Source organism: Ornithinibacillus halotolerans, from assembly GCF_014637405.1.
GTDB classification, from domain to species: Bacteria; Bacillota; Bacilli; order Bacillales; family Amphibacillaceae; genus Ornithinibacillus; species Ornithinibacillus halotolerans.
Genome location: NZ_BMEY01000033.1, coordinates 1 through 12,880 on the forward strand (window position 1 = coordinate 1; position 12,880 = coordinate 12,880).

10 protein-coding genes, 1 pseudogene and 1 riboswitch are annotated in these 12,880 nt (G+C 38.5%); of the genes and pseudogenes, 8 read left to right on the forward strand and 3 right to left on the reverse strand.

Annotation, left to right across the window (positions count from 1 at the left end; all coding sequences use genetic code 11):
* Positions 1 to 180: 180 nt before the first annotated feature.
* Together IEV35_RS19390 and IEV35_RS20485 are read right to left on the reverse strand one after the other, a co-directional pair.
* Entirely contained in the window at positions 181 to 1,197 is a 1,017-nt protein-coding gene (locus tag IEV35_RS19390) for an aromatic ring-hydroxylating dioxygenase subunit alpha (protein ID WP_188386316.1), read from the reverse strand.
* Positions 1,184 to 2,462 (reverse strand): annotated as a pseudogene (locus IEV35_RS20485) (solute carrier family 23 protein). Before IEV35_RS20485 ends, IEV35_RS19390 begins: the two are co-directional and overlap by 14 nt.
* A gap of 142 nt (positions 2,463 to 2,604) precedes the next feature.
* A riboswitch (purine riboswitch) is annotated at positions 2,605 to 2,706 on the reverse strand.
* A 199-nt stretch (positions 2,707 to 2,905) separates the two neighbouring features.
* Between IEV35_RS20485 and guaD the strand changes: the two are divergent.
* The 4 genes from guaD to IEV35_RS19415 all read left to right on the forward strand — a co-directional run bounded on the left by guaD (position 2,906) and on the right by IEV35_RS19415 (position 5,846).
* Positions 2,906 to 4,270, forward strand: a complete 1,365-nt coding sequence (gene guaD / locus IEV35_RS19400; protein ID WP_188386331.1) for a guanine deaminase — start codon at positions 2,906 to 2,908, stop codon at positions 4,268 to 4,270.
* Positions 4,271 to 4,369: 99 nt separating this feature from the next.
* Positions 4,370 to 4,639, forward strand: coding sequence for a ribbon-helix-helix domain-containing protein (locus tag IEV35_RS19405; protein WP_229740825.1), 270 nt, complete (start codon positions 4,370 to 4,372; stop codon positions 4,637 to 4,639).
* Positions 4,626 to 5,048 (forward strand): type II toxin-antitoxin system VapC family toxin, encoded by a 423-nt coding sequence (locus tag IEV35_RS19410; protein WP_188386317.1) that lies wholly within the window; start codon positions 4,626 to 4,628, stop codon positions 5,046 to 5,048. The genes IEV35_RS19405 and IEV35_RS19410 overlap by 14 nt, the downstream gene beginning before the upstream one ends.
* A 264-nt stretch (positions 5,049 to 5,312) precedes the next feature.
* Positions 5,313 to 5,846 (forward strand): Gmad2 immunoglobulin-like domain-containing protein, encoded by a 534-nt coding sequence (locus tag IEV35_RS19415; RefSeq protein ID WP_188386318.1) that lies wholly within the window; start codon positions 5,313 to 5,315, stop codon positions 5,844 to 5,846.
* A gap of 120 nt (positions 5,847 to 5,966) precedes the next feature.
* On the opposite strand, the gene IEV35_RS19420 is transcribed toward IEV35_RS19415, so the two are convergent.
* The gene (locus IEV35_RS19420; protein ID WP_188386319.1) at positions 5,967 to 6,827 is read right to left on the reverse strand and encodes a Cof-type HAD-IIB family hydrolase; all 861 of its coding nucleotides are present in this window, start codon (positions 6,825 to 6,827) and stop codon (positions 5,967 to 5,969) included.
* Positions 6,828 to 7,015: 188 nt separating this feature from the next.
* Between IEV35_RS19420 and IEV35_RS19425 the strand changes: the two genes are divergently transcribed.
* The 4 genes from IEV35_RS19425 to tkt all read left to right on the forward strand — a co-directional run bounded on the left by IEV35_RS19425 (position 7,016) and on the right by tkt (position 12,834).
* Positions 7,016 to 9,055, forward strand: a complete 2,040-nt coding sequence (locus IEV35_RS19425; protein ID WP_188386320.1) for a BglG family transcription antiterminator — start codon at positions 7,016 to 7,018, stop codon at positions 9,053 to 9,055.
* Positions 9,056 to 9,057: 2 nt separating this feature from the next.
* Positions 9,058 to 9,339, forward strand: coding sequence for a PTS sugar transporter subunit IIB (locus IEV35_RS19430; RefSeq protein WP_188386321.1), 282 nt, complete (start codon positions 9,058 to 9,060; stop codon positions 9,337 to 9,339).
* A gap of 34 nt (positions 9,340 to 9,373) precedes the next feature.
* Positions 9,374 to 10,729: a PTS ascorbate transporter subunit IIC gene (ulaA, locus tag IEV35_RS19435; protein WP_188386322.1), complete on the forward strand. Its 1,356-nt coding sequence runs from the start codon at positions 9,374 to 9,376 to the stop codon at positions 10,727 to 10,729.
* A 122-nt stretch (positions 10,730 to 10,851) separates the two neighbouring features.
* Positions 10,852 to 12,834 carry a transketolase gene (gene tkt, locus IEV35_RS19440; protein ID WP_188386323.1) on the forward strand — a complete coding sequence of 661 codons (1,983 nt, stop codon included), beginning with the start codon at positions 10,852 to 10,854 and terminating at the stop codon, positions 12,832 to 12,834.
* The last annotated feature ends 46 nt before the right edge of the window (positions 12,835 to 12,880 follow it).

Below are 12,880 nucleotides of genomic sequence, written 5' to 3' on the forward strand. Positions count from 1 at the left end.
TCAATAAATTAGAAACCATCGTTTTCATCTCTCCTTTGGGATAAGTAAATGGAAGTTCTGTGATAGGTATTTCCATTTTACTAGAAACGATGGTTTTTTTGTATTTAATGACTATTTACTATACTAGACACCAAAAAATACCGCACCAAAAAAAAGGGGGGACTGTCCCCCCTTAAATATTCACCCTTGTACCACACGTTTCTTTCTGCGGTTTGTCTCTTCTACTGGGATTGTTCCGTTTTCGATTCCTAATTCGTCTAGCCATCTGCGGTAGGCGATTGTTAGGGCATCTGATTTTAGATGCATTTCTGCTTGTAAATCTAGTGGTAACAGTTCTGGTTTTTGACTTTCTACAACATCCAAATCTTGATAGAAAATAATATCTTGGAACTCTCTGAATGGTTCATCCGGTTTATCTAAATCATAATTTCTCGTTAGAAGCATGAATACTCTTGTCTGTTCATGATCCTCTTGATTGACCGTAACTAAAATAGTAAATTCTTCATCGGAACCTTCTGTTGTTTTCGTAAATCTAGCAGTTGTCGGGCTTAATATTTCATATACATAGTCGGAATAGCCACCCTTAGAACGTCCATCGGCATTTGGTTGATAGACTGGGATTTTACTCGTAATGAAACGACCATCAATAAAGTTCACTTCATAGTCAACAACTTCAGCATGATCTGCATCCCCTAACATCCCTTCATGGACGAACATTAAATGGGCGACATCAAGGAAGTTCTCGATAATTCGAGGTGCATTTGCCTTTACTTCATACGGTCCACAAATTATCGTGCGGTACCCTTCTTGGTCATATTCAGGATACTTAATTAATGGTGCTGGCTCATCGCCTAAATTTACCCAAATGAGACCTAAATATTCCTCACAATGATACACCGTAGCTCTTGCTTTTTTTGGTATTGGTCGCTCACAAGGGAGGGCAGGAATTTTTACACATACGCCTTCTGAATTGTATTCCCAAGCATGATAAGCACAGACGAGATTTCCGTTCACTACTTTTCCAAGGGAAAGGGCTGCCCCACGATGGATACATAAGTCTTTAAAGGCATGAACTCCTTTTTCATTTCGGAAAATAACGACCCGTTCACCAAGGACGTAAACTTGTTTTGGATCTTCTCCTAATTCTTCAGCAATACAAACTGGATGCCAGTCATTCCATAATTTATCTTGTTGCATAGGACATTTCTCCTCCACTCTGAACTGTTTTTACATCATCTAATTTCTGGGGTAGTACGACATTAAGAACTAGTGCACCAATTGCCCCAACAGCAGTACCACTAGATACAAAGTAAGTAACAATGCTAGGTAAACCAGATAGAATTTCTGCCGGAATTAAGACAGCGAATAACGCTAACATGACCGGTACACCAATAACAATCATATTTCTTTCTGTAAATGGAGCATTTTTGATTACTTTAAACCCATTCATCATGATAGCGACACATAAAATAGCAAAAACACCATTAATGACAACAGAAGGAACACTAGCAATGACACTCATAAATTTTGGCATCATTCCTAGTAGGACGAGCATCATTCCACCAGCAATAATCGGTTTACGGCTTTTCACTCCAGTAATGGCAATGATTCCAGCATTGGAGGAATATCCTGTCACAGGTGTTCCACCGAAAAGGGAGCCTACTAAACAACCTAATCCTTCCCCGAATGCACCGCCATTTAGTCGTTTCTCATCTAGTTTTTCATCGGCTACTTCTCCTACTGTAAACCATGTACCTGTTGTTTCGATGACGATAATTAAATAGATTGCTAGCATAATAAGAATTGCTTCTAATTCAAAAGTTGGCACGCCAAATGCAAAAATACTAGGAAGTGCAAACCAAGCAGCATCCTTCACAGGTGAAAAATCAACTAAACCATAAAATCCAGCAACGATTGTTCCAATGCCTAATGCTAGAATGACAGAAGCAATTTTTACAAACTTGAATCGTGTCGTCATTTTTTCCCCAATATACATGCAAACAATTAAAACGGCTGCGGTAATAAAGGCAATGAGTATGNACAATTACTGTTCCAGCTACAATTGGTGGGATAAATTTTTTAACGAGCTTACTAAATAATTTTAGTGGGCGACCGATTAAAGCAATAAGTAATGCCCCTGGTATTAAACTACCAATCATTGCTGGGATTCCAGCTGTCGTACCAATTGCTGCTAAAGCACTAATTGGTACGAAGGAAGGACCTTGCATGACAGGAAGCTTCATCGCAAAGCCGGCTTGAATTAATGTTGCAATTCCACAAGCGATAAATGTCATTTGAACTAATAATGCAGTGTCTGCGACAGAAAAAGATAATAACCCTGCCAAAATAATCGGAGGGATGAAAAGATCCATTGCTAAAACATGTTGTAGGCCAACAAAGAATGACTTTCCTGCTGAAATAGTGCTTCCTTCTTTTTCTTGTTTGCTAGTTGTACCATTCATTGATTAACTCCTCCTAGTTTTATAATCCTTCGTCCCATATAATCCCTACAGAAAAAAGCTCGAAATACATGCTATCTATGAAAAAAGCATGTACTTCGAGCTAAAAGTTCGAATGTGGAAATACACCTATCCTATGTAGATGTGATCCGTACTCGCTTTCCATAGTCAGTTTATTTACGGTAAACCGGTAGAAACTTGCAGGCCATATCCCCGCGATTATATGAAAAACATATTAAGTTTGGTTTTAGTATAACATCTATATTTTCAAATTCAACAACTTTTTTTAAATAGATGAAAAGTTTCTGCGTGAAATCAGTGTTAACAACTTGATGTATATGGCTTTTTTTGTCTCATAAAAAAATATGCATCTTCAAGTGGACATCTTTTTCTACTTCGCTTATAATGTGTTCATATTACAAAACACGAACATTAAGGTGATGATTATGATTAATTATTCGTATATTTTTCAAGGGACAGCTTTTACTAGTAAGTCAGTTAACGAGATAACTATTTATAAAGATTATTTATTTTTAGTAGATGAAGATGGGTTTATTCAGGAATTGGTGTCACCAAAAGATGAGCGCTATTCGCTAATTGTTGATGAGTGTGCAGGGAGGGAAAACTTCTACCGTTTGAAGGAAGGGCAGTATTTCCTACCTGGTTTTGTGGACCTTCATATCCATGCACCACAATGGGCGCAAAATGGAACGGCATTAGATCTGCCTTTATATGATTGGTTACATACGTATACTTTTCCCCTAGAGGCAAAATTCGCTAATGCCGATTTTGCGAAGGAAGTATACGAAGACCTAGTTTCCACATTACTTGCTAATGGTACGACGACAGCTCTTTATTATGCGACCATTCATAAAGAGTCTAGTTACTTATTAGCCGAGATTTGTGCAAATCTTGGGCAGCGTGGATTAGTTGGAAAGGTTGTCGCAGATGATCCAGAACAAAATCCGGATTACTACCGGGATGAGGACGCAAAAACTGCCTTACTGGATACCGAGGAATTTATTTTAGCTGTAAACGAACTAAATGAAACAACGAAACAAGGGGTGTATCCTGTTGTGACGCCACGATTTATTCCTAGTTGTTCGGATGATGTGTTAAAAGGATTAGGGGAATTAGCGGCGAAATATAATACCCATGTTCAATCCCATTGTAGTGAAAGTGATTGGGAGCACCAATATGTGAAAGAGCGATTTGGCAACAATGATGCTTATTCATTACATGAATTTGGACTGTTAGGTGAAAAATCTGTCATGGCCCATTGTAATCACTTAGAAGAAGAGGATGTCGATTTATTCGTAAAAACAGGTACAGCGATAGGCCATTGTCCCTTATCCAATGCTTATTTTGCTAATGGTGTCCTTCCTCTTGCTCGTTTTCTTTCCAAAGGGGTTGAAATTGGACTAGGTACAGATATTTCCGCTGGGGCAAGCCCAAGTCTTTATGATAACGCAAAACAAGCGGTAGTCTCCTCGAGAATGTTAGAAGATGGAGTAGATACTTCTCTATTAGCTGAACAACGTGGAGTTAAAAATTCACGGATTACGATCAATGAAGCCTTTTATTTAGCAACTGCAGGTGGCGGTGAATCGTTAAGCTTACCAGTTGGCCGCATCGAAAAAGGCTATGCATGGGATATTCAAATCGTGGACACAAAGGTGGTAGGAAATAGGTTGCCGATTTTTGATTTGAATGAGGAGCTTTACGACATTTTTCAAAAAATCATGTACCTTGTAAAACCAGAGAATATTAAAGAGGTTTGGGTACAGGGGGAAAAGGTACATTCGAGGTAAGGTTTTATGACAGTTAAATGGTGATTTCCGGTACTTCACAACAGTTTTCACGTTGTATACATCACTCCATTTGGATACAATGTATACGAGGTGATGGTGTTGGATAATGAAAAAATGATTAGAAAGCAAATTTATCTAGAACCTGAACAGAATAAGCTAGTAAAACAATTATCAGCGCGTTTTGGGAAAACAGAGGCAGAAATTATTAGAGAAGCAATTGATGATTACTTAATACACCATAGAGGCGAAGAGGGAGATCCCCTATTGGAATTAGCTGGTGTTGTGAAGAATCATATAACAGACGGATCCACATCACATGATGAAGCTATTTATTTCGATAAAAAAGAAGACTTACATGAAAAGAAGTAAACTATTTATTGATACAGGGGCATGGTTAGCGTTAATGGTGGAGTCGGATCAATTTCATCATAAAGCGAATTCGTATTTAAGAAGCTTGGATTTGTCTGTTAAACGATACACATCAACATTTGTTATTGCAGAGACTTATACTTGGTTACGATATAGGGTGGGCTTTCAGTCTGCTCATTTTTTTCTTGATGTTATAAAACGTTCCAAAGCAAGTGGTGCCTTAGATGTTATAGAAGGTGATATAGACATCCTTGAATTAGCCGAACAATTATTGAAAGATTTTTCGGACAAACGCCTGTCCTATGTTGACGCTGTTAGTATGGCAATCATGAAACATAAACAAATCAATAAGGTTTTTGGATTTGATCACCACTTCTATGTGATGGAATTTGAAGTTGTTCCTGTGTAAGAGAAAATTGTGATGATAGCTTACCGCTCTTAATACTAATATAAAAAAGTAATTGCCCCTACTTGACCAAAATGGGGCTGTTTTTTTATGGGGACAGTCCCCACTCCTTGGATAACCGTATGATTTTTGGGAAAAATATTCCGACAAGCAAAAAGGTAATAAGAATCCTTTCGTTGAATCAAGCGACTAACGGTGGGTCCAAATCGAAAGGATAATCCTTGTTACGCTTTACTTGTAGTCAATTTATAAGGAGTGTCAAATTAGATGAAGAAGCCTTACTATTTATTACTTTGTTTCCTTGCATTTATTAGCTTAGTAGCATGTACTGGACAGAATGATGATAATGAAGCGGATGAAAATAATGGGGTGGAGGCACCTAATAACGAAGAGCCTATGGAAGAGGAAAACGAAGAGTCTCCAGATGCCGGTGATGAAGGAGATCCCTCGGTTGGCGAAGAGGATTCCTCAGATGCAGAAGATAATGACTCCAATGAGCAGGCAGTCTATGAGAATGAAATATTTAAAGATGTAGCTGTTTCAGAAATGGGGGATCTATACGTTGTAACGGGAAAAGCACAAGTATTTGAAGGGGTGTTCCAATACAAACTGCAGGACGAGGATGACAAAGTATTGCTTGAGGACAACTACCAAACCGATGGTGCCCCAGCTTGGGGAGACTTCGAAATTTCCATTGAAAAAAGTCTCATTAACACGAATAATAACGTATTTCTCGAGTTATTCGTCTACTCCGCAAAAGACGGAGAAAAAATCAATCAATTAGAAATACCCATACCATAAAAGAGGGAGACAGAGCCAAGAGGTGCCTGACACCTCCCGGAATATGTCGAATTATGTCAAAAGAGGGACAGTCCCCGCTTTCACGCTTTAGCGTTGCGGGGGACTGTCCCTCTTAAAAAACTATTCCACTTTCCCACTAACGACCATTTTCTTTAAATAATGATACAATCCATTTTTTTCATACGATAATTCGGTTACTTCGTCGGCTTGTGCTTTGACATGGTCTTCGGCGTTTTGCATTGCAACGGCATGGCCTGCAAATGCGAACATCGGAAGGTCATTTTCGCTGTCGCCAACCGCAAGTAAGTTTTCTTTAGAAATACCATATTCATTCAACAACAACTCAATTCCAGTTGCCTTTGATACTCCACCAACCATAATCTCCACATTATGAAGAGATGAGGAAGACGTTGAGAAGTCTGTTTCTTCCTTCAATACTTCTAGTCGATCTTTCCACGCATTAATTTTCGCTGTGTCGACACTAAAGAAATACGCTTTGACAATTCCATCATAGTGTAATTCATTGACCCATTTAATGTTCGCCGCGAGCGCATTTTTACGAGAGTTCAATTCATTTTCCAATAGCGTTTCTGGCAATTCTTTCTCTAATTCCGCTGCGAAATAGGGTTTATCTTCTATTAATGCGAAGCGGGATCCTTCCATTGGATGGACTTCATAATACATTTTATTTTCTCTCGCTTCCGCAATCACCATCTTAAGTAGATCTTCTGCTAACGCATGTTGGGCCAATTGTTTATCAATGCAACGAGCACCCATTCCGTTTGCCGTTACATAGCCATCAACTTCAAATCCATTAGGTAAAACATCTAATATTTCTTTTTCCGTACGACCAGTTGCTAAAAAGACCTTGATTCCATCACTACGAAACTGTTTTAATAAAGTGATTAACGATTCTTCAATCTGACCTTCTGGATTGAGTAATGTTCCATCCATATCCAAGGCAATCGCTTGTATATTCATCCAATCTCCTACCTTCTCTAGTCATAATAAGTTTGCCTACTTTCTATTATAGAAGATATCAGATATAGAATGGGAAATGATGAGCACAATTCATGTTCAGGGTATACTAACAAAGATTGGGTTCAAATGTGATTGATAGTACATATGAAAGCGTAATACAATTAAATCAGGAAGTGGAGGACAAAATCTTGATAGATCAACGCTCCTATATTTTATTTAAAGAAGTCACTTCGTATAAACAAATTACTAAATCAGAAGTGATGAGAAAACTTGGTCTGACCGAGCGACAGCTACACTATGATTTAGATAAATTGAATGGATTTCTGGAAGGTCATGATCTTCCAAATATCACCGTCGAGAATAACTTGATTTTAATTCCGGAAGAGTTAAGAGGAGTAAATGAATCAGGCATTCTGACGAATATCGATTCCAATACATTTATTATTTCGGAGCAAGACCGGGTATATGCCATTTTTCTGTACACATTTATTCGTAAAGAAGCGGTGTCGAATTACCATTATCAATTACTACTTGGAGTTAGTAAAAATACGGCACTCGCAGATGTGAAACGGGTAAAGGAACTGTGTAAGGAATGGAATGTGGAATGGGTTTATTCGAGAGTGAATGGGTACCATGCGAATGGGACCGAGATGGATAAACTAAGACTAGCTGCTTATTGTAGTGACACGTTATTTTCACAACCGCTTGGGAAAGAAACATTAATTCTGATCTTAAAGAGCTGGGGTTTTGAGAAGGAAATCGTTTATACGAAAGAAATCGTCGATGAACTGCTAAACGCGTATTCCTTTAAATTAGTAAAAAGCAGAAAAAATGAAATGCTCATCCGACTAACCTTTTTCCGAGTTCGAACTGCTAAAGGAGAACTTCTGTTTAAAGATTATGAGAAACAAATTATTAGTAGACAAAGTGTTTTTCAATTAGGAAAAGCAATTGCTGAACGGTTATTTGGTAACCCAACCGATGAGACCTATTACATCACGTTGCAATTGTTAGCTTGTCTACAAGAAGTCGATGCAGAAGAAAATCCGACTTTAGCACAACTAGCGGATCGAATTATTGCCGAATTCGAGAAAGTGACATTGTTACCACTGGAAAATAAGTCATTTTTAAGAAAGAGTTTATACAATCATCTCGTACCAGCTTTCTTCCGTATTTCCTTTGGGATCCCATTAGTGAATCCGTTAAAAGAAAGAATTAAGGAAGAATACAGAGATTTGTTTGAGTTTGTCCATCAAGCATTAGCCCCACTGACGATGTGGACAGGTCGAAACATTAGTGAAGAGGAAATTGGTTATTTTACGATTCACTTTGGTGGTCATTTGAATGAAGATAAACGGAAACGAACGCAAACATTACGGGCGTTAATTGTCTGTTCGAGTGGAATTAGTTCCTCGATGATGTTAAAAGCACAATTACGGCAAATGTTTCCGGACATGGAGTTTTTAAGTATTCATTCGATCCATGAACTAGCCGATGTATCGCCAAAACGTTACGATATGATTTTTTCGACTGTAGAAGCAACATCACTCGATAAACCATTTTATGTTGTGAAACCATTGCTTTCTCAAATTGAGAAAAATTACTTGATTCAACAAGTGGCAGATGACTTTCCAACATTGAATGTGAGAAATATTTCCGTGGACAGATTAATGGATGTCATTGCCAAGTATGCCGATATCCATGATGAAAACGGCTTGTTCTCAGAACTAGTTAATTTACTATATTTTAAAAACATAAATAAAGGGAGAATTTCACCTATGCTTTCAGAACTACTAACAGAAGATATGATTCAATTTACTGATGCAGATTTAGGATGGAAGGATGCAATTGCTGAAGTATCTAGCCCACTACTTACTTCAGGTAAAATTGAACAAAGCTATATTGATGCGATGATTAAAAGTGTTGAAGATGTGGGACCATATATTCATATTGGAAAAGGAATCGCTATCCCACACGCTCGCCCAGAAGCTGGTGTAAATGAAATTGGAATGTCTTTCCTACGTGCAAAGAAACCAGTTCATCTATTAGATCAAGAAGAGCATGCGATTGATATTTTCATCACGATTGCAGCGATTGATAATGAGGCACATCTTAAAGCATTATCTCATTTAACAAAAATTTTAGCTGATGATAGTAAACTTACTCAATTAAAAGCAGCAAACTCAGCTGCTGAAATAATAAATATAATCAAAGAAGGAGAAGAGTAAAAATGAAAATTATGACAGTATGTGGACATGGATTAGGAACTAGCTTTATGGTGGAAATGAACATTAAGAACGTATTAAAAGAGTTAGGTGTAACAGGTGTAGAAGTAGATCACTCTGACTTAAGCTCTGTAGGACCTGGAGATGCAGATGTATTCTTCTTAGCAAAAGATATTGCAGAAGGTGGATCGCACTTAGGTGAAGTAGTTGTTCTAAACAACATTATTGATATGGATGAATTAAGAGAAAAAGTAACAGCAGTAATGAAAGAAAAAGGTCTAATTTAATCATTAAAATTAAATAGAAATAGGGGGAAAAAACATGAATTCATTTTTAAGTACGTTAGTTGACATTTTAAGTCAGCCAGCAATACTTGTAGCACTAATCGCTTTAATCGGATTATTACTACAACGTAAAAAGCTTTCTGACACGATTAAAGGAACGACAAAAACATTTGTAGGGTTCCTCGTCATTTCTGCTGGTGCTGGTATTTTAGGTGTAGCACTAGAACCATTTGGTGCGATGTTCCAAGAAGCATTTAATGTTTCTGGGGTTGTTCCAAATAACGAGGCAATCGTTGGGCTAGCTCTAACTGAGTATGGTACAACAACTGCTCTTATTATGTTCTTTGGTATGATTGTTAATATTTTAATTGCTCGTTTTACACGTTTTAAATATATTTTCTTAACTGGTCACCATACGCTTTATATGGCATGTATGTTAGCAGTTATTATGGCTGTAGCAGGATTCAGTACGCCGGCATTAATTGCAGCTGGTTCTGTAGCTTTAGGTATCATCATGGCTTTATCTCCTGCAATTTTACAACCATTCATGCGCCAATTAACTGGTCATGACAATGTTGCACTAGGTCACTTCAGTGCAGTTGGTTATGCAATCAGTGGTTTAGTTGGTAAAGCGGTTAAAGGGAAAAAAGAAGTTGTATCTACAGAAAAAATCAACTTCCCACAAGGTCTTGGATTCTTACGTGATAGTACAGTAAGTATTGCATTGACTATGGCAATTATTTATCTTATCGTTGCAATCTTTGCTGGTCCAACATTTATCCAATCCGAGCTAAGTGATGGAACAAACTTCTTAGTGTTCTCAGTTATTCAAGCTGGTAACTTCGCAGCTGGTGTGTTCATTATTTTAGCTGGTGTTCGTTTAGTATTAGCAGAGATCGTACCTGCTTTCCAAGGTATCTCTACTAAACTAGTACCAAATTCAAAACCTGCACTAGACGTGCCAATTGTATTCACATATGCACCAAACGCAGTATTAATTGGTTTCTTCTCTAGTTTTGTAGGTGGACTTGTTTCTATGGTTGTTATGGCATTCACAGGTAGTGTCATCATTTTACCTGGTGTTGTACCACACTTCTTCACAGGTGCAGCTGCTGGGGTATTCGGTAACGCAACTGGTGGGGTTCGAGGAGCTATCCTTGGATCATTCGTGAACGGTATTATTATCTCGTTCTTACCAGTATTCTTAATGCCAGTTCTTGGAGATCTAGGATTTGCTAATTCTACATTCTCTGATGCTGACTTTGGTGTTGCAGGTATTTTCTTCGGGTCTCTAGCTAACTACTTCGGAACGATGGCAATTGTTATCAGTCTAGTAGTAATTCTAGTACTAATGGCTATTCCATATAAGAAGAAAGCTGCTGCTAAAAACTAATTTTTATAAGCTTTTCGGTGAGAAGCTAATGTAAACCTACGACCCGAATACAGGACACTTCATCTGGGGAGGAATGTATTCGGGTCGTTTTACTATAAAACACATCTAGGAGGATATGAACTTTGACAAAACTATCTGATCTATCCATTAATACAATTCGTACATTAACGATTGACAGTGTGGAGAAAGCACAACATGGCCATGCTGGTATGCCAATGGGGGCTGCACCAATGGCCTACTCTTTATGGAAAAACTTTTTAAATGTAAATCCATCAAACCCTACATGGTTTAACCGTGACCGCTTTGTTTTATCCGCTGGACATGGCTCTAATCTTCTTTATAATTTACTTCATTTAACTGGTTTCGATGTTTCTTTAGATGACTTGAAAAATACTCGTCAATGGGGAAGTAAAACACCAGGACATCCTGAATATGGACATACGCCAGGTGTTGAAGCGACAACTGGTCCACTTGGCCAAGGTATCCCTGTAACGGTTGGGATGGCAATTGCGGAAAGATATTTAGCGGAGACGTATAATCGTGATGGCTTCCCAGTTGTTGACCATTACACGTATACGATTTGTGGTGATGGGGACTTAATGGAAGGGGTAGCATATGAAGCAGCATCTCTTGCTGGTCATTTAGGTCTTGGACGTTTAATCGTTCTTTATGATTCGAATGATATTAGTCTAGATGGCGACTTAAATATTTCCTTCTCAGAAGATATTCAACAACGTTTCGAGTCGATGAAGTGGCAATATCTTCGTGTGGAAGATGGAAATGATGTGGCTGCTGTTCAAGCTGCGATCGAAGAAGCACGTCTTGATGAAAATCGTCCAACGATTATCGAAGTGAAGACAACAATTGGCTTTGGTTCCCCAACTTTACAAGGAACACATAAAGCACATAGTAACCCGTTAGGAAAAGAAGAAATTAAACGTACGAAAGAATTCCTAGGTTGGGAATATGAAGAAGAATTCCATGTACCAGAAGAAGTGTATGAAGACTTTAGTTCTGTTCGTACGAATGGAATCGAGAAAGAAGCACAATGGAATCAATTATTTACTGAATATGAAAAAGCTTATCCGAATGAAGCGCGTGAATTGAAGCGTATTATTGCTGGTGAGCTACCAGAAAATTGGGATGCGAATCTTCCAGAATTTGCAGAAGGAGAGTCCGTTGCAACGAGAGCATCCGCAAGTAAAGTATTAAATGCGCTAGCTGATGTTTTCCCAGAATTAGTTGGTGGAGCTGCTGATTTAAACTCTTCTACACAAGCAAAACTAAACAACTATGGTGATTTCCAAAAAGGAAATTATGCAGGTCGTAACGTATGGTTTGGTGTTCGTGAATTTGCAATGGGGGCAATTGCTAATGGAATGGCACTTCACCATTTAAAACCATTCGTAAGTACGTTCTTTGTATTCTCGGATTACGTACGTCCAGCGATTCGTTTGGCATCTCTCATGAACGTACCAGTAACATATGTGTTTACACATGATAGTGTAGCGGTTGGTGCGGATGGACCGACACACCAACCAGTTGAGCATTTAGCATCATTCCGTGCGATGCCTGGCCTTACGGTTCTACGTCCAGCTGATGCAAATGAAGCAAAAGAAGCATGGAAAATTGCTGTAACAAGCGATAATCCAACGATGCTTGTATTAGGTAGACAAGGATTACCAACCCTTAGCGAAACTAGTAAACTAGCTAGTGTTGGTGTAGCAAAAGGTGCTTATGTCGTTTCTCCAGCTAAAGAAGAAGCAACTGGTATTCTAATTGCTGCTGGTTCAGAAGTGAATCTAGCAATTCAAGCACAACAAGAATTAGCTGATCTTGGTGTCCATGTTAATGTTGTCAGCATGCCATCATGGGATCTGTTTGATAAACAGTCTGATGACTATAAAGAATCTGTCCTACCTAGCCATTTAACAAAACGCCTATCGATTGAAATGGGATCCAAACTAGGTTGGAGAGAATATGTTGGTACACAAGGTGCTGTCATGAGCATCGACACATTCGGCGCATCCGCTCCAGGAGACGAAGTCATCGCTCGCTACGGCTTCACCGTAGAGAATGTGGTGGAGCAATTTAAGAAATTATAATAAGGTGCCCTTTTATAGGTGCCTGACACCTCCCGAAAAAGCTCGG